The organism is Rhizobium sp. N621 (assembly GCF_001664325.1).
Classification (GTDB): domain Bacteria; phylum Pseudomonadota; class Alphaproteobacteria; order Rhizobiales; family Rhizobiaceae; genus Rhizobium; species Rhizobium esperanzae.
The window spans coordinates 1,212,556-1,235,413 of sequence record NZ_CP013495.1 but is presented as its reverse complement, the minus strand read 5'-3'; the positions used below and the strand labels follow the sequence as shown (position 1 = coordinate 1,235,413).

Sequence of the window (22,858 nt, the reverse complement as noted above, 5' to 3'; positions counted from 1 at the left end):
GTCCCTGCCCCGAGCCCGTGGCGGCTATGGCGGGATCAGGAGCGCCGCTTGGCGACCTTCTCAGTTGAGCGCCGCTTTTTTGCAGGCGGAGGCGAGGCTTCCGCTTCTTCGGCGGCCTGCTGCAGACGCAGCGCCCTCAGCTTCTCCGTCTTCTTGTCACGGGCCGATGCTTCGGCTGCGATAATGGCGCGCGCCGTGTGATCGGTGGCCTCCGCCTTGTCGCGGGACGACAGCTTGGCGGGGTTGAAGAATTCTCCCTTGGTGGCGGTCATGTGCCCCCTTTCTCAGATGATGGCGGCGTTTGATCCTTGCATTGCGGCTGCCAACATCATTTTACGGCCAGGACGCGATTCGACAAAGCCGAGATGTGGCGACCGGCCCGTGACACCACGGCCGGCATGCCACGGCCGGATCAGCGAGCGCGGACAGCCTTTTTCGGCGCCGGCAGCAGGCCCTCGCGCTGCAGCTTCTTGCGGGCAAGCTTGCGCTGGCGGCGAACGGCCTCCCCTTTTTCGCGGGCACGCTTCTCCGACGGCTTCTCATAGGCGCTGCGCGCTTTCATTTCCCGGAAAAGTCCTTCGCGCTGCATCTTTTTCTTAAGCACGCGCAACGCCTGATCGACATTATTATCCCTGACGAGTACCTGCAAACGAATATCCTTCCTGTTGGCGGCGAGGCCGCTGTCATGTGATGAAAATGGCGGGCTACTTGCCCATGCGGATTCCCGAAAATTTCAGCCATGGCTCGGCGTCATCGGCTTTGGCAGCCGCCTCGAGTGACGCCCGCCGTGGCGATTCCCCGATGTCGATATCGTCCTCGGTGATGCGGCGCTCGAAATTCTCGCCGGTGAACTGAACGCGATATTGCACGTGCCCATGATCGTTGGGCAGGATGCTGGCGATCCGGCACCGCTTGTCTGCCTTTGCCGTGCGGGTCAGGCCGGACTTCAGCACGATCATGTCGCCGACTTTATAGCTTGATCTGCTCATTCAGCGTCCCTCAACTCTTCGGCTGCTCAATTTCAAAACAAAAAGGCCGGGCTTGAACCCGACCTCTTTCAGTCATTCAGCCACAAAGCTGCCTTTGATGGTCAGCGCGCTGCCAGTACATCCGTGGTCAGCTCGCCGCAATCTCTGGTCAGCCCAGGCGAACGACAATCATGCGGCCTGAAGGTTATCGGCCGAATTCTTGCCGGACCGCTTGTCGCGGACCAGATCGTAGCGGACCTTCTGACCTTCGGTGAGTTCGCGCATGCCGGCGCGTTCGACTGCCGAAATATGGACGAAAACGTCCGTGGAACCATCATCGGGCTGGATGAAGCCAAAACCCTTGGTGCCATTGAACCACTTGACGACGCCTGAATTCATAACGATCTCCTTTTCAACCGTTTGAGTGCGCCCGGGACCGATTCCGCGGGCAATATCGATGTTGAGACGAGATCTGACGAAGCGCACGGAGCGCATGGACAAAGGGTCACAAGCAATATTCGATACGCCCCATGTAGGGGGTTTACCGAATTAAGCAATGGATTTTCGAAAATAAATTCCTTTACAGGCGGCGAAAGGGAAAGCATTTGCCGAGAAAAATTGCCGGAGGCGGCCGGCTGGCGACCGCCCCGGCAGCATCACTGCCAGACGACGATCGGCGCCTTTGTCGGAACGCGGTCGTAGAGATCGATGATGTCCTGGTTCATCAACCTGACGCAGCCCGAGGAAACGGCCTTGCCGATCGAGCGCCAGTCGGGATTGCCGTGCAGGCGGTAGAGCGTATCCTCTCCATTCGAGAAGATATAGAGGGCGCGGGCGCCGAGCGGATTTTTCAGGCCCGGCTCCATGCCGCCGTTATCGATCGAATATTTGACCAGTTCCGGCTGGCGGGCGACCATCTCGTTCGGCGGCTTCCAGCGCGGCCATTTCTGACGCCACTGGATGACGCCCGATCCTTGCCAGGCGAAGCCCTCGCGACCGATGCCGACGCCGTAGCGCATCGCCATGCCATCGGCCTGGACGAGATAGAGGAAGCGCGACGGCGTATCGACGACGATGGTGCCGGGCGGTTGGCCGGTGGGGTCGAGGACACGCTGGCGATAGTAGCGCGGATCAATCTGTTCATAGGGAACGGCGGGAATGAGGAAGCCGCCGTCCTCGATCGGGCCGTACATGACGGCAAGCTCGGGCCCGCTCGGCACGCTCGAGGCTGCCGGCGACTGGAACAGGCGGCCCGGCGAACGGTAGATAATCGACGTGTCGCCCGAGGTGACCGTGTTGACCGTGGAGGCGCAGCCGGTGAGCGCCGAGGCTGCGGTCAGTGCCGAAAAGGAAAGAAAGCTGCGGCGGGAAAGATGTCTATCGAAGCTCATGACGCGGGACTGATTTCCTTTGATGCGTGACGCCGGGGTGGCGACATGAGGAAATCTATCGGCTTGCGCCAAATAAACCATAGCTTCACGCAGACGTGTTCCTGATGGAGCCGACGATATGAAGAGCGCTGTTGCAGCGCTACATCACAACGATCTCAGCCTTGGGGGGAAGCCGGTCGTAGAGATCGACGACATCCTGGTTCAGCATGCGCACGCAGCCCGACGACGTCGCCTTGCCGATCGACTGCCAGTCGGGCGTGCCGTGGATGCGATAGAGCGTATCCTGGCCGTCCCTGAAGATATACATGGCGCGCGCACCGAGCGGGTTCTGAAGTCCGGGATTCATGCCGCCGTTTTCCGCCGAAAAGGCGCGAACTTCCGGCTGACGCGAGACCATTTCGACCGGCGGTGTCCAGCGCGGCCACTTCTGCTTCCACTGGATGACGCCGCGGCCCGACCAGGCGTAACCGTCGCGGCCGAGGCCGACGCCGTAGCGCATCGCCTTGCCGTTCGCCTCGACGAAATAGAGGAAACGCGCCTTGGTATCGACGACGACGGTGCCGGGGCGTTCGGTCGTCTGGTAGTCGACCTCCTGACGCAAGAATTGTGGCTGAACGCGGCTGACAGGAATCGCCGGCAGGGTAAAATCCTCGTCGCGCAGCTCGCCATACATCGCCATATGCAGCGGGTTCGTGACCGGCAGGCCGTAGGTCTGGTGGAACTGGGTCTTGTAGAGTTCGCGCGTCTGCGGCACCGGCTGATCGGGGATCGGCCGCACCCGGCGCGGATCGACGCCCGGCGGCTGGTAGAAGACCGGCGAGGTTTCCTGGACGAAGCGGGCGGGCGAATCGGCAGCGACATCGGGGATCAGGATGTTGCAGCCACTGAGCGGCGCGACAGCAATCATAAGCCCGGCAATCGGGAAAACCCGGCGCAGAAAATTCATGGGACCACCCTATCAACGATCGGCAAGACAGCGATATCTTCCGCCAGGATGGCACCCGCGGCTGGCGCGAGGCTGGCGTTGGAGCGGAAAAGATCAAGACGAGTAAATGATCAACCCGCTACCAGGATCGGGGACGGCGCGCTCATGCGAAATCAACCGTCCATCATGCTCCGCCAGCCTCGCCGGCATCGGCAGAGCTTACGCCGCCACCCCGTGGAAGAAGCGGATGCTCTGTTCGATCTCGGCCGGCAGCGCCGAAGTGTGGTTGCCGGCGACGGTGTCGGTTTCAATATGGATGCCCGCGGCGCGGGCGCGGCGGGCGAGCAGATCGGCGCGGTCGTTGAAATGCGACTCTTCCGTGCCGTGAACCACCCGGATGGGGCATTTGAAGCTGTGGGCGTAACAGAGCGCCGAACGCACCTCGAATTCATGCGCATTGCTGTCGTCGAAACGGATGTCCTGGGGATAGCGGCTGAAGAAGCGGAAGGCGTTGGGATTGCCCGATATCGGCGCGGCGGCACGGAATTTTTGGGTGCTCATCGCCGCCAGCATGGTCAGAGTGCCGCCGATGCTGTGGCCGGCGATGAACAGGCGGCCGGGATCGACGCCCGGCAGATGCGCCAGGCGCTCGGTGGCGGCAAGCACATCGTCGACCTCATCGTAGAAGCCGGAGAAATTGCCCCTCTGGCCGTTCTCGCCGCGCAGCGACGGCATCATCACGACATAACCCGCATCCATATAGGGCTTCATCAGCTGCCAGTGGCCGACACCCATGGCATTGCCGCCGTGCAGGAAGAGCACGGCCGGCCTGGCGGTGCGCTCGCGCTTGTATCTGGAGACCCAGGCCGCCAATTCCAGTTCGCCGCCATAGCCGGAGCGGTAGAAGATCTTCTCGGCGTCGGCAGGCGCGGTCAGCGGTTCGTATTTGTCCGGCGCCGGCCCCTTCTGCAGGAGTTTCGTGCGGAACCGGCGGCGGACCGCGGCATAGTCGTGCTTGGCAAGGCGCGGCTCGTCCGGGACATCGAAGGCGGCCGCCATGCGCGGCAGGACGAGTGCGCCGGCGAGCCCCGCCAGGACGGCGCGGCGTTGGCGGAGAAAAGAATTTTGTTCATGCGAGCTCATGACGCAGCACCTAAATCATTTCCCCGGCACGCCAGATTTGCATCGGAAAATCGGCGCCGCCAATACACATGATGTTGAAAATATTGCCCTGCGTCATTGTTGCACAGGAGCGCAAAGCTCAACCCGGTTTTGCATCGATCATGGCGACCAGCGTGCGCAGGCGGTCGGCCTCGTAAGGTGGCTTGTCGGGGCGAAGGCGGGCGATGCGGGGGAAGCGCATGGCGACCCCCGATTTGTGCCGCGTCGAGCGGTTGATGCCCTCGAAGGCCACCTCGACGACGAAGCCGAAATCCCTGTCGGCGCGCACGGCGCGCACCGGGCCGAAACGCTCGGTGGTGTTGTTGCGCACGAACTTGTCGAGCAGCTCGAGTTCGGCATCGGTGAAGCCGAAATAGGCCTTTCCCACCGGCACCAGCTGTTCGCCGTCCTCGTCATCGGCCCAGACGCCGAAGGTGAAATCGGAATAATAGCTGGAGCGCTTGCCGTGGCCGCGCTGGGCATACATCAGCACTGCATCGACATTATAGGGATTGCGCTTCCACTTGAACCAGGGGCCTTTCATCCGGCCGGCCTGGTAAATGCTGTCGCGCCGCTTGATCATCACGCCCTCGATGACCGGATCGGGCGGGGCGGCACGCAGAGCGTCGAGCTCCTCCCATGAGGAGAAAGGCACGAGCGGCGAGAGGTCGAACCGGTCATGGGGGGCGCGGTCGATGATCTCGGAAAGACGCCCGCGGCGCTCGACATAGGTGCGGCCGCGAATATCCTCCTCGCCGTCAAAAAGCATGTCATAGGCGCGGATGAAGGCGGGGTAGTCGTCGAGCATCTTCGCCGTCACCGTCTTGCGGTTCAGCCGCTGCTGCAGGTCGGAGAAGGTGCGGGTCGGGCTGTTGGAGCGGGCAGTGCCGCCGACCAGCAACTCACCGTCGACGACGCCGGAAAAATTGATCGCCTCGAGAATGTCGGGAAAGGCGCCCGATATGTCGTCGCCGGAGCGCGAATAGATCTTGCGCCTGTCGCCGGAGCGCGACAGCTGGACGCGGATGCCGTCCCATTTCCATTCGGCGGCGTAGTCGGCCGGGTCGAGACCTGCCAGATCCCCCTCCTCCACCGCATTGGCGAGCATGACGGAATGGAAGATCGCCGGTGTCGTCAGCGCCGGTTTGTCGCCGTCGCCCGCCAGCCACTGGAACAGCGCCTCGTAAGGCGGCTGCAGGCCGTGCCAGAGGGTCTCGATCTCGGTGACATCCTTGCCGCCGAGATCGGCGAGCGCCTGCTTGGCAAGACGGGCGGAAACGCCGATGCGCAGCGCGCCGGTCGCAAGCTTGATAAAGGCGAAACGGCCTGAGGAATCCAGCTGGTCGAGCAGATCGCGGACATAGCCGCGCACTTCGGTACGGCCGAGCCCGTTCATGCGGGTGACGACCTCCCCCAGGCGCGGCTGAGCCAGGGCCGAGCGGTCGATATCCCGCTCATTGTCCCAGACAAGCGAAATGGTTTCGGCGAGATCGCCGACATAATCGTAGGAATAATGGAACAGCACCTCGTCTATACGCTCCAGCGCCAGGTCGCGTAGCATGGCGGGCTTGACATTGCGCACGTCAAGCGTGCCGGCGATGGCGGCAAGGCCGTAACCGCGGTCCGGGTCGGGCGTGTCGCGGAAATAATCGGTCAGCAGCTTGAGTTTGCCGTTGCGGCTGGGGGTCAGGACCAGGCGGTCGAGGAGCTCGGCGAAGGCTTTCATGTGGGCCTCCGCATTCCGGGGGAAAACCCCTCCCCAACTTGGCGAGAAGAAGACCCCTCCCCAACTTGGCGAGAAGAAGACCCCTCCCCAACCCCTCCCCACAAGGGGGAGGGACTAACCCGTGGCCGCGGCTTGCCCCAAAGTGTCGTCGCTGCATGCGGGGCCGTCAGACGTAAAATGCGACGAGCGCGGCGCGGTAGCCCCTCCCCCTTGTGGGGAGGGGTTGGGCAGGGGTTTGGGTGCATTCTCCAGCTCATCTCAATCCGCCTCATCCTCATAGCCCACCAGATGCAACGGTTTCGCCTTGATGCCCTGCAGCTGGCACCAGCGCACCAGCGCCTCTTCGCGGCCATGGGTCACCCAGACCTCGGCCGGGCGCAGTTCGCGGATCGTTTCGGTCAGTTCCGGCCAGTCGCAATGGTCGGAGATGACGAGTGGCAGTTCGACGCCGAGCTGTTTGGCGCGCTGGCGCACCATCATCCAGCCGGAGGCGAAGGCCGGCAGCGGCTCGTTGAAGCGCCGGGCCCAGCGGTCGGCAAAGGCCGAGGACGGGCCGATGACGACGGCGCCCCGGAAGGTGGATTTGTCGCGGCTTTCGATCGTCGCGGGCAGCAACTCGCCGAGATCGATGCCTTGGCCGACATAATAGTCGCAGAGCTTTTCCATGGCGCCGTGGATATAGATCGGCTCGGCATAACCGGCATCGCGCAGCAGTCGGATGACGCGCTGAGCCTTGCCGAGCGCATAGGCGCCAACCAGATGAGTGCGTTCGGGAAATTGCCGGAGCGAGGCCAGCAGCTTGCCGGTCTCGTCGATCGGATCTGGATGATGGAAGACCGGCAGGCCGAAGGTCGCCTCGGTGATGAAGACATCACAGGCGACCGGCACATAGGGTGCGCAGGTCGGGTCGGGGCGGCGCTTGTAATCGCCGGAGACAACGATGCGGGTGCCGTTCTTCTCGATGGCGATCTGGGCCGAGCCGAGCACATGGCCGGCGGGGTGAAAACTCACCTTGACGCCATTGATGAGCAGCTCCTCGCCGAAATCGGCAACCTGCTCGCTGGCGCAGAAGCCCTCGCCGTAACGCAGGCGCATGATGTCGAGCGTCTGGCGGGTGGCAAGCACGTTCACATGACCCGGTCTTGCGTGATCGGAATGTCCATGGGTGACGAGCGCCCGTTCGACAGGCCGCACCGGATCGACATAAAAGCCGCCTTCCGGGCAATAGAGCCCCTCCGGGGCGGGATAAAGCAGCGCATCAGCTCTCATAGACCGAGAGATAGCGGGAAATGGGCGCGAGGCCAGAGGAAGCGATCGTCATCACCTGATCCCCTCGAGAAAGGATAAGATCGCGGCGTTGAACTGCGCGGGCCGCTGCAGCGGCGCGAAATGGCCGACGCCGGGCAGGTAGATCATCTGAGCGTCCGGGATGCTGCCGGCAAGATATTCGGCATGTTCGGCTTTGATGAATTCGTCGTGTTGACCGAGCACGATCGCGACCGGAACGCCGATGCGGCCGAGGTCCTCCGCCCCATAATTCGGCTCGGTGCGCATCATCAGGCCGACCGCCTCGACGAACGAATTGAAATCGTCCGGGGTGGTGGACAATGCCGCATAATCCTTGGCGTGGCGAGCGAAACATCGGTCGATGATCGGGGTCGGAACGAATTCCAGCGTGCCGCTCGGATCCATGTTGCAGGCGAAGAAGAAGACGCCCTCGACACGCGACGGCGCCGTCATGGCGAGGATCAGCGCGATGCAGGCGCCGTCGCTCCAGCCGACGAACGCCGCCGTTTCCAGCCGCAGTTCGTCCATCACCGCCAGCACGTCGGCAGCCATCAGCTCATAGGTGTAGGGACGGTCATCGCGAGTGCTTCGGCCATGGCCGCGGCTGTCGATCAGTACGACGCGGCGGCCGCGGCCGAGCAGCGCCGGGACCTGGTAGCCCCAGTTGCCGCTATGGCCGAGGCCGCCATGCAGCAGAATGACGGCAGGGCCGCCCGTCCCGTAGCTCGCATACCAGATGCGGGCGCCGGCCCGCCCGACATGGCCTTCGACAGAAGCCGGCGGCAACGGCGCGGCCCCCTGCGCTTCGAAATGGATGAGTTCGTCGTCCTGTCGTTCCATCGCTATGCCAATCCTTTCCGGCGAATAACCCCGCGCATAGAAAAGCCGGAAAACAGTCCAAGAACAACCAGAATCGCTTTCTAGCTGTTGCCTCCTTCGATGCAATCAGGAGGAGCAGAGAGATGGGCAGGAAGCTTTTCTATTGCGCGGCGGCGATCGCGCTCGCAGCCGCCGGCATCTATCTCAACAATACCAGCCTCATTGCCGAACATCGGCCGGGAAAGCCGGTGCTGCTCGCCCATCGCGGCATCGCCCAGCGCTTCGACGGGACCGATCTGAAGAACGACACGTGCACGGCAAGCCGCATACTGCCGCCGAAACATGACTATCTGGAAAACACTATTGCCTCGATGCGGGCGGGCTTTGCCGCCGGCGCCGATATCGTCGAGATCGACGTGCATCCGACGACGGATGGCGAATTCGCCGTCTTTCACGACTGGACGCTCGACTGCCGCACCGACGGACACGGCGTGACGCGGGAGCATTCGATGGCTGAGATGAGGAGGCTCGACATCGGCTACGGCTATACCGCCGATGGCGGCAAGACCTTTCCCTTTCGCGGCCGGGGCGTCGGCATGATGCCGACGCTGGCGCAAGTGCTTTCGACCTTTCCGGATCGGCGCTTCCTCATCAACATCAAGAGCCGCGATCCGTCCGAGGGGGAAAAGCTCGCCGCCGTGCTGAACGGGCTTCCGGCCGCACGGCGGGCCGGCGTCATCGTCTATGGCGGCGACGAGCCGATCGACGTGCTCGGCCGGCTGACACCCGATATCAAAATCGCCTCGCGCAAGAGCCTGAAAGGCTGCCTGTTCAGCTATATCGGCTATGGCTGGACCGGCCTCCTGCCTGAGGCCTGCAAACACCGAATGATGCTGGTGCCGATCAATATCGCGCCCTGGCTCTGGGGCTGGCCGGACCGTTTTCTCAACCGGATGCAGGATGCCGGCACTGAGGTTTTCGTGCTCGGCCCCTATCGCGGCGGCGATTTTTCCACCGGCATCGACGATGCCGCGCAACTGGCGCGGCTGCCGCAGGATTATGCGGCAGGGCTATGGACCAATGAGATCGAGACGATCGGCAAGCTCATGAAATGAGGCGGAGTCTTCGCGCGCCTCAGAACTCCACCCAATCGCCGCCGGCGACTGCCGCATTGCCGTGGAAGGCCGCGCTCACCTTCGCGGCCATTGCCCGCGGTGCCGATGGGACGGGTCTGGAAGCAGCGGTTGCCGCGGCGGGGCGTGATTGGCGCAAGGCCGCGCTTCCGATGTTGAACTGCCCCAGCAGCTGGAAGAGCGCATCGGCCTCCTTGGCAAGGCTGTGGGCGGCAGCCGTCGATTCCTCCACCATGGCCGCATTCTGCTGCGTGCCTTGGTCCATGGTGTTAACCGCGGTGTTGATTTCCTTCAATCCCGTCGCCTGCTCCTTGGAGCTTTCGACGATCGCAAGGACATTGCCGTTGACCTGCTGAACCTGGGCGACGATTTCTTCCAGAGCCTTGCCGGTTTCGCCGACCAGCGTCACTCCGCTCTTCACGTGCTCGTTGGAGGCGCTGATGAGTTCCTTGATCTCCTTCGCCGCTTTGGCCGATCTCTGAGCAAGCTCGCGAACTTCCTGCGCGACCACTGCAAAACCCTTGCCGGCGTCGCCGGCGCGTGCCGCCTCGACGCCTGCATTCAGCGCCAACAGATTGGTCTGAAACGCGATTTCGTCGATCACGCCGATGATATTGCCGATCTCGGCCGACGATGTCTGGATCTTTCCCATGGCTTCGACGGCGCTGCGGACCACCGCCCCGGAACGCTCGGCATTCTCGCGCGTCCTTCTCACCAGTTGGCCGGCCTCCTGAGCGCGGTTGCTGGAATCGGAGACCGTTGTGGTGATCTCTTCCAGGGCGGCGGCGGTTTCCTCGACGGAGGCTGCCTGCTGTTCCGTGCGCTTCGACAAATCATCCGAGGCGGAGCGAACTTGCTGAGCTCCGGCCGCGATGCCGGTTGCGTTTTCGGCCACGGCCTGCATTGCTGCGCGCAGCTTGCCGACAGCGGCGTTGAAATCGGTTCGGAGTTTTTCCAGGGTCGGAATGAACGGGGTTGCGACTTCCCGGGTCAAATCGCCGCCAGAGAGGCCCATCAACGATGCCGCCAACTGATCGACATTATTGACGCGGGCAGTAACGTCGGTCGCGAACTTGACGACTTTGAACACCTTGCCGTTCATATCGAAGATCGGGTTGTAGGAGGCCTGGATATAGACCTTTCTGCCGCCCTTGCCGATGCGCAGAAACTCATCAGCCACGAATTCGCCACCTGACAGGCGCGTCCAGAACCGCCTGTAATCGTCACTGTTAACGTAAGCGCTGTCGCAAAACATCGAATGGTGGCGCCCCTGGATCTCGGCAAGCTGATAACCGAGCGCCGACAGGAAATTCTCGTTCGCCGTCAGAATCTCGCCCTTCGGTGTGAATTCGATAACCGCCTGGGCGCGCGACAGTGCGCTTATCTTGCCGGCATCCTCGGCGCTCTGCAGCTTCTGCTTGGTGATATCGGTCGCGAACTTCACCACCTTGTACGGTTTCCCGCCGCTGAAGACAGGATTGTAGGAGGCTTCGATCCAGATTTCCTTGCCGCCCTTGCCGATGCGTTTGTACTGGCGCTGATCGAACTCGCCTCGATTGAGTTTCGCCCAGAACTCGCGATAATCGCCAGACGAGGCTTCTGCCGGCTCGACGAACATCCGGTGATGCTGGCCGACAATCTCAGACAATTCGTAACCAAGGGCAGCACAGAAATTGGCATTGGCCGTGAGAATCCTGCCGGTAAGGTCGAATTCGATAATAGCCTGCGACCTGCTCATCGCGGCCATTACGGCCTTGGCATCCGAACCGAAGCCGAATCCTATCTTCTTCATGCTGTTCCCCCTAGCTCAAATCGAGCGCATGACTGCCGCCACCCACCGCGGGCTTGCGCTGGACGGGCACCCCGAAAATAAAATCCGATAAATTCTTTAAGCTTCCTTTAACCGGGTCATTGCGGCATTTGCTTCCTCCCATTTGGGCCGAGCAAACAAATAACCTAATAGAATCAGTCACTTGAATGAGCCTCCCACGTCGGGAAAATATCTTCCGGCGCAGACTTCCAGCCGTCAGCATAGCTTTTTTTCCCGCAGCCTACCCGGGAGGCGCCACAATAGGTTTACTCTTTATTAAGCATCAATTGCTGGTTATGCTCGCGTGCCCGGCAGCCGGAGGGCTTTACTGTCTTTCCTCTGCAGGCAGATTTCACTGTCCTTCGAGCGTGTAGAATCAACTTCCGATACGAGCGGACAAGCTGGACACATCAGCCGCCAAGCGCCGGATGCTGCCGGGGATCGGAGAAGGACATGAAGCTCGAGGCCGAGTGCAATCGAATTGAGAAAATCGCCGCAGGCTTTAATACGCATTACGAAGTCTTCAAATATATGAAGGGCCTCACTCAGGATCTGGGGATGAGCGCTTTCCTGATCATGATGCTGCCCGCGGTCGAGCTCGTTGAAATCGGCGCAACAAAGATCATCACCAACTGGCCGGCGGAGATGGTCGATTATTATGACAGCCATAACCTGATGGTCGATAGTCCGGTCATTCGCCGGATGTTGAGATCGACAAGCCCCTTCAACTATGATGTCGAGGCGATCAATATCGATCGCGGAGAAGGCAAGAAGCTCACCGTCATCGATCTGTTCAAGCGGTACGGCATGGAAAAGGGGGCCTATTTTCCCGTCCATGATGCCGCGGGCGGACGCGGTGCGATGTCGATTTCGGGGGCTCGGAATTTCAGCATGCCGGAAATGGCGAAAATCCTGTTCATCGCCACGCACATCTATGATCGGCTCTCCCAGCTGACATTAAACGAGAAACACAAGCCGGTTGCCTTCACGGAGAGCGAGCTGGATTGCCTGAGGCTGACGGCCGGCGGCAGGAAGAGCAGCGAAATTGCGAAGCTGCTCGATCTGTCGGAAAACGCGGTCAACAATCAGATCGGCAGCGTGATCAGGAAGCTGGGATGCACGACGAGAACGCAGGCAGTGGTCAGCGCTCTGCGTCTCAATATCATTCGGGTCTAGACGCGGAGCCTCAATAGGTTATCTGGGTGGGAGTGAGCCAATTGATGCCTGCATCACAACAATGGACGCCGTGCATATCCTTGAGCTCTAACCGCGTTTTCCGCAAGAATTTCCTCGCATGAAAGAGGCCGATATCCAGGTCGCTACCGGCGGCGACCGTCATTGTGACCACAGACCGCCGTCGAGCCGACGCTGCTGTCGCAAGGGGCGATTTATCGCTTCAGTAACATGATCGCGGTCACGGAATGATGATGCGCGACGGCAGTTCTTGGTCTAGTATGGCGGGGCGAATTCTAGCGAGGGGGAAGCCGTCGTGGACATTGCCTCCTGGTTGCGAGGCCTTGGCCTTGAGCAATACGAACAGGCATTCCGCGAGAATGCGATCGATGCAGACGTTCTGTCCGACCTGACCGACTCAGACCTCCGCCAGCTCGGTATTCTGCTCGGGCATCGCAAGCGGCTCCTCAAGGCAATCGCGGAATTGGAGCGGACTGCAAACCGCTTCGATTCGACCGCTGCCGAGCCCGTCGCCGAGCGCCGGCAGCTCACCGTCATGTTCGTCGATCTCGTCGGCTCCACAGCGCTTTCGTCGCGTCTCGATGTCGAGGATCTGCGTGAGATCATCGGGGCTTTCCATCGCTGTGTCGCCGATACGATCGCCGGCTTCTCCGGCTTTGTGGCCAAGTACATGGGCGACGGCGTGTTGATCTATTTCGGTTACCCGCAGGCGCGCGAGAACGACGCGGAGCAGGCGGTGCGAGCCGGCCTTGCTCTCGTGGACACTATCGGGCGGCTGCAGCAGTCCGAGCCCTTGCGGGTTCGCGTCGGCATTGCCACCGGCCAAGTGGTCGTCGGCGATCTGATCACCTCGGACGAAGGGCAGGAGCGCGGCGTCGTTGGCGAGACGCCGAACCTTGCGGCACGTTTGCAAGCTCTTGCCGAGCCAGATGCCGTTCTGATCGCACCGCAAACGAGGCAGTTGCTCGGTGAACTTTTCCAATACCGCGATCTTGGGGCAGTCGCTGTGAAAGGGTTTCCGGAGCCCATCCGCCCATATCAGGTCGTGAGCGAGAGCGCCGTCGATAGCCGGTTCGAGGCGCTGCACGGGACGACACCTCCGTCCCTGATAGGTCGTGAGGAGGAGCTCGAGGTGCTGCTGCGACAGTGGCATTGCGCGAAAAATGGTGAAGGCCGCGTCGTACTGCTCTCGGGCGAGCCTGGGATAGGCAAGTCGCGGCTCGCCGTTGCCTTGCAAGGGCGTATCCAGAATGAACCGCATACCCGCCTTCGCTATTTCTGCTCGCCACATCGCCAGGACAGCGCGCTCCATCCGACCATTGCGCAGCTCGAACGGGCCGCCGGCTTCGAGCGGGAAGACACGCCGGAGAGGAAACTCGACAAACTGGTGGCGCTGCTTGCTCCAATCTCGCAAGAGGATGGAACGTTGCTCGCCGAGCTGTTGTCGCTGCCGACCGAAGGCCGCTTCCCACCTCTTCAGCTCACGCCCCAAAGAAAGAAAGAAAAAACGTTCGAAGTGTTGATTGCTCAGCTCGAGGCGCTGTCGCGACATGGCCCGGTTCTGATGCTCTTCGAGGATGTGCACTGGCTCGACCCCAGTTCGCGCGAGCTGCTCGACCTCGTCATCGAGACGGTGCCTCGCCTGCGGGTCCTGCTTCTCGTCACGTTCCGTCCCGAGTTTGAACCGACCTGGACCGATCAGGCCCACGTAACGATGCTCCTGCTTAACCGGCTCGGCCCACGTGACGGCGCAGCACTCGTTGAGCAAGTGGTCGGCAGCCGAGAACTGCTTAGCGAAATCGCTGCGGAGATCGTCGAGCGTACCGATGGAGTGCCGCTCTTCATCGAAGAGCTGACGAAGGCAGTGCTGGAGAGCGGCGATGCCCATACTGTACTTTCGCATGCGGCCACGACTGCGTTGAACGTTCCGGCCACATTGCAGGCTTCATTGATGGCGCGGCTCGACCGTCTTGGCTCTGTCACCAAAGAGGTCGCCCAGGTCGGCGCTGTTCTCGGGCGCGAATTCTCCTACGAATTGTTGGCAGCCATCGCACGGCGGGACGCAACTGAGCTGGATCGAGCGCTGGATCAGCTCGTCACCGCCGGTCTCGCATCCTGCCGCGGGACGCGGCCACTGGCCACGTACCTCTTCAAACATGCGCTCGTTCAGGACGTAGCCTATGGCACGCTTCTACGGGGTAAGCGCCAGGAATTGCACAGGCGTGTCGCAATCGCGTTAGAGGAACAATGGACCGAAATCATGGAAGTACAACCCGAACTTCTCGCGCATCATCTGCAAGAAGCCGGAGATTGGGCGGCTGCTCTTGAGCGCTGGCAACAGGCGGGAGAGGCCGCGGTGGCCCGAGCAGCCACTCGCGAAGCCGTGTCGCACTTTGCCAGTGCTATCGAGTGCAGCAAGAGATTGGGCGATGTATCCGGCGGCGCCGAGCGGGTGACACGTCTCCACCTTTCGATGGCGAATGCTCTGATGCAGGCCCAAGGGTATCGCTCTGAGCGCCTTGGGAAAACACTCGAAGACGCATATCTTGCCGTCGCAACTACTCATCTGGTAAAGTTGCAATGTGAGGTTGTCATTTCACTCGCTCCTTTTCATTTTGCCACCGGGCGCAATCGCGACTACCTGACGATCGCCGATGAGCGACAAACAAGAAGCGCCGATCTTCTGCCTCCGGCGTATCTGGGTGGCCTTTGGGCGTGGAAGGGGGTTGCTCATTTCAACCGGGGAGAACAACCCCTGGCAGCCGAGGCCCTGAGTAGGTCGTTAGATGTGACTGATCGCATTGATCCCGGTCAGCACATTTTGCTAGGCGGTGGCGATCAACGTGTTGTTGCCCAATTCTATCTTAGCAATTCGCTGATATTCATGGGTTTCGTTGATGCTGCGGTCGAATTGAAAAAGCAGATTGCAGGAGCTGTCGATCAACTCGATAAGCCGTTCGATCGCGCCTGGCACTTTCTCACCCATTGCGATTTGTGCGCCTTATTTGGTCAATATGAGGAACTCCTCGAGAACGCCGCCAAGATCGTCGAGATTTGCGAACGGCATGGCTACACGGCCCGTCGAAGCAGCGGCCTCAGGTGGCGTGGTGTTGCCCGCTGGCATCTGGGAGAACTGGAAGCCGGTATCGAAGACGTTCTGGAGAGTCTGCTTCTTTGGCGAGGTCAGGGGGTCGTATTTCACACCCCTTATCGAGCATGCATCCTTTGTGATCTTCTCCTGCCCACCGGGCGCATCGAGGATGCATCGCGATTGCTGGATGACGTCGACGGACTGGTTTCCGATACGGACGAAGCGTGCTGCCTTGCAGAATGTGCTCGCCTTCGCGGCCAGATTGCTGCGGAAAGGGGTGATCTCGCGAGCGCCGCGCGCCTGTTCGAAACAGCCATCGCCATTGCCTGCCGGCAGCATGCAAAACTCTTTGAGCTTCGCGCCATCACACAGCTAGCACCGGTTCTGGCACGACAAGGTCACGTCGAAGATGCCGCAGCGCGTCTGCGAGCGGCGGTTGATTTGTTTGACGCCAGGCATCAGATCGTGGACCTGATTGCGGCACAATCGGCGCTGGATATGCTGTGCAGTTAAGGCGGGTCTTTTTGCATCGGGGAGAGAGCTACCTTGCGCCCGCTGATGCTGACTATAGTGATTATCAACGGATATCTATCGACAACAACCAGCCGGTTTCCACAGGGGCAAAGCGATGTTGTGGAACTCGCACATGAGCGTAGGCGGCAATCGGAGGCCGGTCAGGGAGCGTGGTTCCACGGCAGCTGCGTCTGCAGCATTCGGGAAACCTCCTCCGGCGGGACGGGCTTCGAGAAACGGTAGCCCTGCGCCTCCTTGCATTGGGCCTGTCGCAAGAAATCCATCTGGGCATCGGTTTCGACGCCTTCGGCGAGAACCGACAGCTTCAGCTTCTGCGCCAGCGAAATGACGGCCGAGGCGATGGCGACGGCTGTTTCATCGCCCGGCAATGCCTCGACCAGCGAACGATCCATCTTCAGCCGGTCGAAGGGGAAAGTCTTCAGCGCCGCAAGGCTGGAATAGCCGGAGCCGAAATCGTCGATCGACAGGCGCACGCCGAGCGCCCTCAGTTGCTCCATCATGGCGAGCGCACGCTCGGCATCCTGCATCACCACGCTTTCGGTGACCTCGAGCTCCAGCCAGCGGGATTGCAGGCGGTTGCGCTCCAGCGCCTCGGCGACGTGGCTGGCAAAATCCGGATCGGCGAACTGCTTGGCCGAAACATTGACGGCGATTGTCAGCGGCGTCAGGCCCATATCCTGCCAGCTGCGGGCCTGGCGGCAGGCCTCGTTCAGGACCCAGAGGCCGAGCGGAACGATGAGGCCGGTCTCTTCGGCGAGCGGAATGAAATTGACGGGCGGCACCCTGCCCTTGGCCGGATGGTTCCAGCGGACCAAGGCCTCGACGCCGGTGATGCGACCGGTGGCGACATCGACCTGCGGCTGATATTCCAGGAACAGCTGATCGCCTGTTATCGCCTGGTGCAGCTCGTCCTGCTCGCCGCGCGGCATGCCGACCCCGCTGCTGTCGCCATCATGATGCTGCAGCGTGTTGCGGCCGAATTGCTTGGCGCGGTACATGGCGCGGTCGGCATTGGCAAGCAGCTCTTCCGAGGTGACGCCGTCGACGGGAAAGGCTGCGACGCCGATGCTCGAGGTGATGGTGATGTCACCACTCTCGTCGCGCATCGGCCGAGTGATCGCCTTCTGCAGATCGCGAAGGCGGCGGGTGATGCCGGCATCGTGGCTCGACTGGTGGACCAGCACGACCAGGAATTCATCGCCGCCGAGCCGCACCACCATATCCGAGGGACGGATGCTGTTGGCCATGCGGGTGGCGATCTCTTTCAGCACCTCGTCGCCGGCGGCATGGCCGCGGCCGTCGTTGATGTCCTTGAAATTGTCGAGATCGATATAGGCGACGGTGACCTTGCGGTTGTTGCGCCGGGCCTGGTCAAGGATGCCGGCCAGCCTTTCCTTCAGAAAGGCGCGGTTCGGCAGGCCGGTGAGATCATCATGATGAGCCATGAAATGGATGCGATCGTCGACGCGCTTTCGTTCGATGGCGATGCCGGCGATGTGGGTGGCGAGCGCCACCAGTCTCATTTCATGCTCCGTCGGATGACGCACCTCCCTGGAATAGAGGGCGAAGGTGCCGAGCACATTATTCTCAGAGGTAGCGATCGGCGTTGACCAGCAGGAGCGGAAGCCGAAGGGGGCGACCAGGCCCCGGAAATCCTCCCAGAGCGGGTCGCTCATCACGTCCTCGACGATGACAGGCTGGCCGCGCCAGGCGGCGGTGCCGCAGGAGCCGACCTTGGGGCCGATCGTGACGCCGTCGATCAGGCGGCTGTAGCCGCCGGGCAAGTTCGGCGCCGCGCCGTGATAGAGCCTGGTGCCCTCGCTGTCGAGCAGCAGCACCGATCCGTCGATGCCGGTCAGCTGCGCCTCGATCATCAGCACCAGCGCCTCGAGGATCATCGGCAGCGGCTCGTTGCGGGCGATCATCTCGAGCAGTTTCGCCTGGCCGCGATGGAGATCCTCCTGCAGCTTGCGCTCGGTGATATCGCGGGAAACGCCGATCAGGCCGACGACCTCGCCGCGATCGTTGCGTAGCGGTATCTTCGAGGTCAGCCGGCAGACCGGCCTGGGGCTGCCTGGAAGAACGACAGTTTCCTCCATGTCGATCCGGGCCTGACCACTCGCCATGATCTGCTGCTCAATATCGAAATGCCGGCGCGCCACCTCGAAATCGAAGAGGTCGAAATCGCGCTTGCCGGTAATCTCTTCGGCGCGCGTAAAGCCAAGGTGGCTGGCGGTGACGGCATTGGCGAAAACGAAGCGGCTGTCACGATCCTTGACATAGAGGAAGTCCGGAAGTTCGTGGATGATTGCTTTCAGGCGCAGGTTCTCAACGCTTTCCGAGAGGTGATGAGCGGTCGACGCCATCATCGCCTCAGTCGCAGCAACGAAACGCCGCGTTTCGGCCGTCAGGGAATCGACCGATTCCCGTTGCCTGGCACTCGCTTCGTGCATGACGCCATTCTCCTCCAGCGGCTGAAGGCCCATTCCGCAACACCCAATGTATTTTCACGTCAAAGTAGTCCGCATTCCCTTCGGGTTGCTTAAATGAAAGGGTGAACGACACACCAATATAAGCGGCGAGATCCTGCCATCGGCCCCTGTCCCAGCAAGAATTTTCGATTGATGTGCAGGGGCTGTGCCAAAAGAAGACAGGCGGGCTGGCACGTTTTCTGCTACGGGCGCGTCATGACAGGAGAGCCCGGACTGCCCTTTCGCCGCGACATGCTTCTCTTTCTCGCCGCCTCGGCGCTGGCGGGCGGGACGTCGCGTGCGCTTGCCTCGCCGCTGACGGCTGCCAGCCAGCCCGATCTGCGCGGTGCAATCGACGCGGTGGAATATCGCGCCGTTCCCGAAGGCGGCGACCGCAAGACCCGCAACCTGGAGCAGATGGTAAAACAGGCGGCGGCCGAGAACGTGCCGGTCTTCCTGCCGCCCGGCACCTATAAGGTCTCCAACCTCACCCTGCCCGACAATACGCGCATATCAGGGGTGCCCGGCGCCTCGCGGATCGTCTATACCGGCGACGGCCATCTGTTTGCGGCCGAAAACATCGGGCGCATCGAGCTTTCCAATCTCGTCATCGACGGCGGCAACCGCTGGCTCGGCGATTATGCCGGCGGGCTTCTGCAATTTACCGGTATCGACGAGGTGCTGATCGACAATTGCGAGATCGGCGGCAGCCGCAAGCACGGCCTGCAGCTGGAGCGCTGCGGCGGGCGGATCGAACGCAGCCGCATTTCGGGCGCGGCCCAATCCGGCCTCTACGCCGTCGATTCCACCAATCTTTCGATCGTTGCAAATACCGTCTCGGATTGCGGCAATGGCGGCATCCTCGTACATCGCTGGAAGAAGGCCGAGGACGGCACGGTCGTTTCCGGCAACCGGATTTTCAACATCCGCGCCAACGACGGCGGCACCGGCCAGAACGGCAACGGCATCAATGTCTTTCGCGCCGACGGGGTGATGGTGGTGAACAACCAGATTTCCGACTGCGCCTTTACCGCCATCCGCGCCAATTCGGCCTCGAACATCCAGATCAGCAGCAACCAGTGCCGGCGCTCAGGCGAGACGGCGATCTATGTCGAATTCGCCTTCGAAGGAGCGGTCGTTTCCGCCAATATGATCGACGGGGCGGCGAACGGCATCTCGATCGCCAATTTCGACGAGGGCGGGCGGCTCGCGAGCGTCACCGGCAATGTCGTGCGCAACCTGACGCTGAAAGGCCCCTACAAGCACGAGGTCGGCTTCGGCATCGGCATTGCGGCGGAAGCCGATACGCTGGTGTCCGGCAATGTGATCGAGGGCGCGCCACGCTGGGGCCTGCAGATCGGATGGGGGGCTTATCTCAGAAATGTCGTCGTCAGCGGCAATGTGGTGCGCAAGGCCCCTGTGGGATGCGCGGTCTCGGTCGCCGAGGGGGCCGGCACGGCCGTCATCACCGACAACATCTTCCAGGAGGTTGGTGAAGGGGCGGTCCTCGGCTTTGAGTGGGACAGACAAGTCTCCGGCGAAATGGCGGGCGGCAACGTGCCCTATGCGCAGCTGACCGTCGAGCGAAACCGCGTGTCCTGACACGCGGCTCCGTCTTTGCTCAGTGCGTCTGATAGGTGCCGGTGACGGTCGCTTCCGCCAATGCGTGTTTCTTTGCCTCCGCCCACATCGCGCTGATACCGGCGGCATCCGGCGTAGAAAGCTTCGGCACGTCGAGGGCCGCGAGGCGGAAGATGTAGTGATGCGGGCGATCGCCTGCGGGCGGCTGCGGGCCATCGTAACGGGCATTGCCGAAATCGTTCTTGTAGAAGCGCGGCGCCTGCTCCGGCGCCGTATCGACGCTTTCGGCAAGTGCGCACCACTCAGCCGGGATATTGGCAATGCCGCAATGGCGGAACGTGCCATGCGGAGCATCCGGATCCTCAACCATCAGAGCAAAGCTCCTGGTCTCCTCGGGCGCGCCGCTCCAGCTCAGGGGCGGAAAGAGATTCTCGCCGGCGCGTGCATATTTCTTCGGGATCGGCTGATCCTGGGCAAAAGCCTTGCTGATCAATGTCAAAGTCATGACATTCTCCTGTCTAAGGGGGCTCCTTTCTAAGGGGGCTCCTTGATGTTCGGGGCTCCTTCATCGTCAGGGACGACCACCCCCCTTTTTATGCTCGCTCTCCTGATTGCGGCCGCGCATCATGGCCCGGTCGTCATTGTGGGGGTCCGGGTCGGCCTTCAGATCATTGCCTTTGCGATAGGCTTCCTTCGCCTGCTCATTGCGTTGCAGATCTGCCTTGGCGTCGAAATCCTTGCCGGCATTTGCGGTTTTCTCGCGTTTCTCGATGACACGAAGCTGTTGTTCATGCGTCTTCTTGCCCGTCATGAGTTCCTCCTTTGCCTGGCCCGCGTTGCGCACGCGGCTCATCGCTTTTCGGCGCTTGGACGGCGCCAATCTCAGGGTCCAACCCGCCGGCCCTCTCATTGTTCCCAATTGTGCTCGATCCGGTCGGGAAGGCCCCGGCCGCATCAAAAGCTTTCATCGTCCCATCAGCGGCGAGGACTTTTCCGAGGGTGATCCGGCGTTTACGGTTTCTGCGACACAGCGAGGGGATATCGTCATGCTGACAATCTATGGGGTCTATCGATCGCGCGCTTCGCGCGTCTACTGGATGGCGGAGGAACTCGGGCTCGAATTCCGCTCGATCCCCGTGCTGCAGGCCAGGCGGCTTGCCGACCCGCTCGCCGAAGAGGCGCCGCTCAACACGCATTCGCCCGATTTTACAGCCCTCAACCCGATGGCGCAGATCCCCAGCATTCGCGACGGCGACCTCGTCATGCACGAGTCGCTGGCGATCAATCTCTACCTCGCGCGCAAGCATGGCGGGCCGCTTTCCGGCCAAACCGTCGAGGAAGACGGATTGCTGACGATGTGGACGATCTGGGCGGCCTCGCAGGTCGAGCCGCATTCGGTGCGGATCGTCCTGACCTACGATAACGAGCTTGAGAACAGCGACGATGGCAAGCAGACGATCGCCGCCGCCTGCTACGGGCTGCGCCGGCCATTTGCGGCGCTCGAAGGTCACCTTTCCGGCCGGCAGTGGATCGTCGGCGATCGCTTCACCGTCGCCGATCTCAACATCGCCGAGGTGCTGCGCTATGCCCAGAGCGAGACGGATCTTTTCGACGCGCATCCGAACATCAAGGCCTGGATCGAACGCTGCCAGTCCCGCCCGGCTTACAAAGCGATGCAGGCGGCCCGCAGCAAGGAGCCGGTCGAGGTTTAACACCTACTCGAAAAGCGCCAGCGTTCCGGCCATCTCCTCGCGGATCCAGGCCTTGAAATCCTTGACCTTCTTCGGTTCGCGCGCGCCTTCGGCGGTGATGAAATAGTGGCCGAAGCCGGTCTTTGCGCGAATGCCGAAGGGCGCCGCCAGCCGGCCTTCGGCCAGCGCAAAGTGCGCAAGCGTCTGCCAGGCGAGCATCACGCCCTGGCCGGCGATCGCCGCATCGAGGCACAGCGAGGCGTCGTTGAAGACATGGCGCGTCGACGGCGTCGCGCCCGAAAGTCCGGCCTCGCGCATCCAGACTTCCCAGCTGAACATGGCGCGGCCGTCGATAACCGCTGGTAATCGCAGGATATCCGCGGGTTCATGTAGTGTCGCCGCCATCTCAGGCGAACAGACGGGAAAGACCTCCTGTTCCAGCAGCAGTTCAGCCTTCACGTCGGGCCATTTGCCGGCTCCGACGCGGATGCCGATATCGACGTCGCCGAGCGCCGGATTGACGAGATTGTGCGTCGCATCCAGCCGCAGCTTGATGTCGGGGTAACGCTCGGCGAAGCGGTCAAGCCGGCAGACGAGCCAGCGGGCGGCGAAGACCGGCGCCACCGAGATGGTCAGGATCGTATCGTCCTTGCGGCTTGCGATCGAGACCGCCGCCGAAAGGCGGGCGAAGCCCTCGTCGAGGGCTGCGAGGACCGGCCGACCGGCTTCGGTGGCGATCATGCCCCGGGCGGTGCGCTCGAAGATCACCTGGCCGAGTTGGGCTTCGGCCTTGATCACCTGCTGGCTGACGGCGCCGACCGAGACGCCGAGCTCGTCGGCGGCCGCCTGCAATGAGCCGAGACGACCGACGGCCTCCAGCGCCCTGAGGCCGTTGAGATGGACGCTATTCAGGTTCTTCATATAGTTTTTCTATAATGTCGCCGTGGTAATCTCAATTGAAAAAGCACCGGCGCAGGCAGACATTGCAAGCATACAGGATCCCGCTCGACCGGCGATGGCACGATGAGCGGGAGAGCTTGTTCGGCGCCAGCCGCCGGTTGGTCACCTTTCCGCGC

At 61.8% G+C, this 22,858-nt stretch carries 20 protein-coding genes; 5 read left to right on the top strand and 15 right to left on the bottom strand.

Going from position 1 to position 22,858, the window contains the following annotated elements; all coding sequences use genetic code 11:
* Positions 1-35 precede the first annotated feature (35 nt).
* From AMK00_RS06040 to AMK00_RS05995, 10 genes are all read right to left on the bottom strand, one after another.
* A complete protein-coding gene (locus AMK00_RS06040; RefSeq protein ID WP_064809885.1) occupies positions 36-272 on the bottom strand; it encodes a hypothetical protein in 237 nt (78 codons plus the stop codon).
* Between the two features lie 140 nt (positions 273-412).
* A complete protein-coding gene (gene rpsU, locus AMK00_RS06035) occupies positions 413-649 on the bottom strand; it encodes a 30S ribosomal protein S21 (protein ID WP_011424510.1) in 237 nt (78 codons plus the stop codon).
* Positions 650-704: 55 nt separating this feature from the next.
* Complete coding sequence (locus AMK00_RS06030; RefSeq protein ID WP_064801172.1) at positions 705-989, bottom strand: hypothetical protein; 285 nt, start codon at positions 987-989, stop codon at positions 705-707.
* 168 nt (positions 990-1,157) lie between these two features.
* The gene (locus AMK00_RS06025; RefSeq protein WP_011424508.1) at positions 1,158-1,367 is read right to left on the bottom strand and encodes a cold-shock protein; all 210 of its coding nucleotides are present in this window, start codon (positions 1,365-1,367) and stop codon (positions 1,158-1,160) included.
* Positions 1,368-1,624: 257 nt separating this feature from the next.
* A complete protein-coding gene (locus AMK00_RS06020; RefSeq protein WP_064801170.1) occupies positions 1,625-2,359 on the bottom strand; it encodes a L,D-transpeptidase family protein in 735 nt (244 codons plus the stop codon).
* Positions 2,360-2,498: 139 nt separating this feature from the next.
* On the bottom strand, positions 2,499-3,305 hold the full coding sequence (locus tag AMK00_RS06015; RefSeq protein WP_064801168.1) for a L,D-transpeptidase: 807 nt from the start codon (positions 3,303-3,305) through the stop codon (positions 2,499-2,501).
* 198 nt (positions 3,306-3,503) lie between these two features.
* On the bottom strand, positions 3,504-4,427 hold the full coding sequence (locus AMK00_RS06010) for an alpha/beta hydrolase family protein (RefSeq protein WP_064801166.1): 924 nt from the start codon (positions 4,425-4,427) through the stop codon (positions 3,504-3,506).
* Positions 4,428-4,545: 118 nt separating this feature from the next.
* Positions 4,546-6,171, bottom strand: coding sequence for a cisplatin damage response ATP-dependent DNA ligase (locus AMK00_RS06005; protein ID WP_064801164.1), 1,626 nt, complete (start codon positions 6,169-6,171; stop codon positions 4,546-4,548).
* Between the two features lie 258 nt (positions 6,172-6,429).
* Positions 6,430-7,440 (bottom strand): ligase-associated DNA damage response exonuclease, encoded by a 1,011-nt coding sequence (locus tag AMK00_RS06000; protein WP_064801162.1) that lies wholly within the window; start codon positions 7,438-7,440, stop codon positions 6,430-6,432.
* A gap of 51 nt (positions 7,441-7,491) precedes the next feature.
* Positions 7,492-8,298, bottom strand: coding sequence for an alpha/beta fold hydrolase (locus tag AMK00_RS05995; RefSeq protein WP_064801160.1), 807 nt, complete (start codon positions 8,296-8,298; stop codon positions 7,492-7,494).
* Between the two features lie 122 nt (positions 8,299-8,420).
* Between AMK00_RS05995 and AMK00_RS05990 the strand changes: the two genes are divergently transcribed.
* Positions 8,421-9,392, top strand: coding sequence for a glycerophosphodiester phosphodiesterase family protein (locus tag AMK00_RS05990; RefSeq protein ID WP_064809884.1), 972 nt, complete (start codon positions 8,421-8,423; stop codon positions 9,390-9,392).
* Between the two features lie 19 nt (positions 9,393-9,411).
* Here the strand turns inward: AMK00_RS05990 and AMK00_RS05985 are convergent, their stop codons facing one another.
* Positions 9,412-11,202, bottom strand: a complete 1,791-nt coding sequence (locus AMK00_RS05985; protein ID WP_064801156.1) for a methyl-accepting chemotaxis protein — start codon at positions 11,200-11,202, stop codon at positions 9,412-9,414.
* Positions 11,203-11,673: 471 nt separating this feature from the next.
* Here AMK00_RS05985 and AMK00_RS05980 point away from each other — a divergent pair, with 471 nt between their 5' ends.
* Positions 11,674-12,396, top strand: a complete 723-nt coding sequence (locus AMK00_RS05980) for a LuxR family transcriptional regulator (RefSeq protein ID WP_064809883.1) — start codon at positions 11,674-11,676, stop codon at positions 12,394-12,396.
* Positions 12,397-12,709: 313 nt separating this feature from the next.
* Complete coding sequence (locus AMK00_RS05975) at positions 12,710-16,018, top strand: adenylate/guanylate cyclase domain-containing protein (protein ID WP_064809882.1); 3,309 nt, start codon at positions 12,710-12,712, stop codon at positions 16,016-16,018.
* Positions 16,019-16,179: 161 nt separating this feature from the next.
* Here the strand turns inward: AMK00_RS05975 and AMK00_RS05970 are convergent, their stop codons facing one another.
* Positions 16,180-18,492 carry a sensor domain-containing protein gene (locus tag AMK00_RS05970; RefSeq protein ID WP_064811657.1) on the bottom strand — a complete coding sequence of 771 codons (2,313 nt, stop codon included), beginning with the start codon at positions 18,490-18,492 and terminating at the stop codon, positions 16,180-16,182.
* Positions 18,493-18,744: 252 nt separating this feature from the next.
* Here AMK00_RS05970 and AMK00_RS05965 point away from each other — a divergent pair, with 252 nt between their 5' ends.
* Positions 18,745-20,112: a TIGR03808 family TAT-translocated repetitive protein gene (locus tag AMK00_RS05965; RefSeq protein WP_123876231.1), complete on the top strand. Its 1,368-nt coding sequence runs from the start codon at positions 18,745-18,747 to the stop codon at positions 20,110-20,112.
* A gap of 19 nt (positions 20,113-20,131) precedes the next feature.
* Here the strand turns inward: AMK00_RS05965 and AMK00_RS05960 are convergent, their stop codons facing one another.
* Positions 20,132-20,596 carry a YbhB/YbcL family Raf kinase inhibitor-like protein gene (locus AMK00_RS05960; RefSeq protein WP_064809880.1) on the bottom strand — a complete coding sequence of 155 codons (465 nt, stop codon included), beginning with the start codon at positions 20,594-20,596 and terminating at the stop codon, positions 20,132-20,134.
* Between the two features lie 66 nt (positions 20,597-20,662).
* Positions 20,663-20,902, bottom strand: coding sequence for a hypothetical protein (locus AMK00_RS05955; protein WP_064811656.1), 240 nt, complete (start codon positions 20,900-20,902; stop codon positions 20,663-20,665).
* Between the two features lie 235 nt (positions 20,903-21,137).
* On the opposite strand from AMK00_RS05955, the gene AMK00_RS05950 reads away from it, so the two are divergent.
* The gene (locus tag AMK00_RS05950; RefSeq protein WP_064809879.1) at positions 21,138-21,803 is read left to right on the top strand and encodes a glutathione S-transferase family protein; all 666 of its coding nucleotides are present in this window, start codon (positions 21,138-21,140) and stop codon (positions 21,801-21,803) included.
* A gap of 3 nt (positions 21,804-21,806) precedes the next feature.
* Here AMK00_RS05950 and AMK00_RS05945 read toward each other — a convergent pair whose 3' ends face one another.
* Positions 21,807-22,703 (bottom strand): LysR substrate-binding domain-containing protein, encoded by an 897-nt coding sequence (locus AMK00_RS05945; RefSeq protein ID WP_064809878.1) that lies wholly within the window; start codon positions 22,701-22,703, stop codon positions 21,807-21,809.
* Positions 22,704-22,858: the final 155 nt, after the last annotated feature.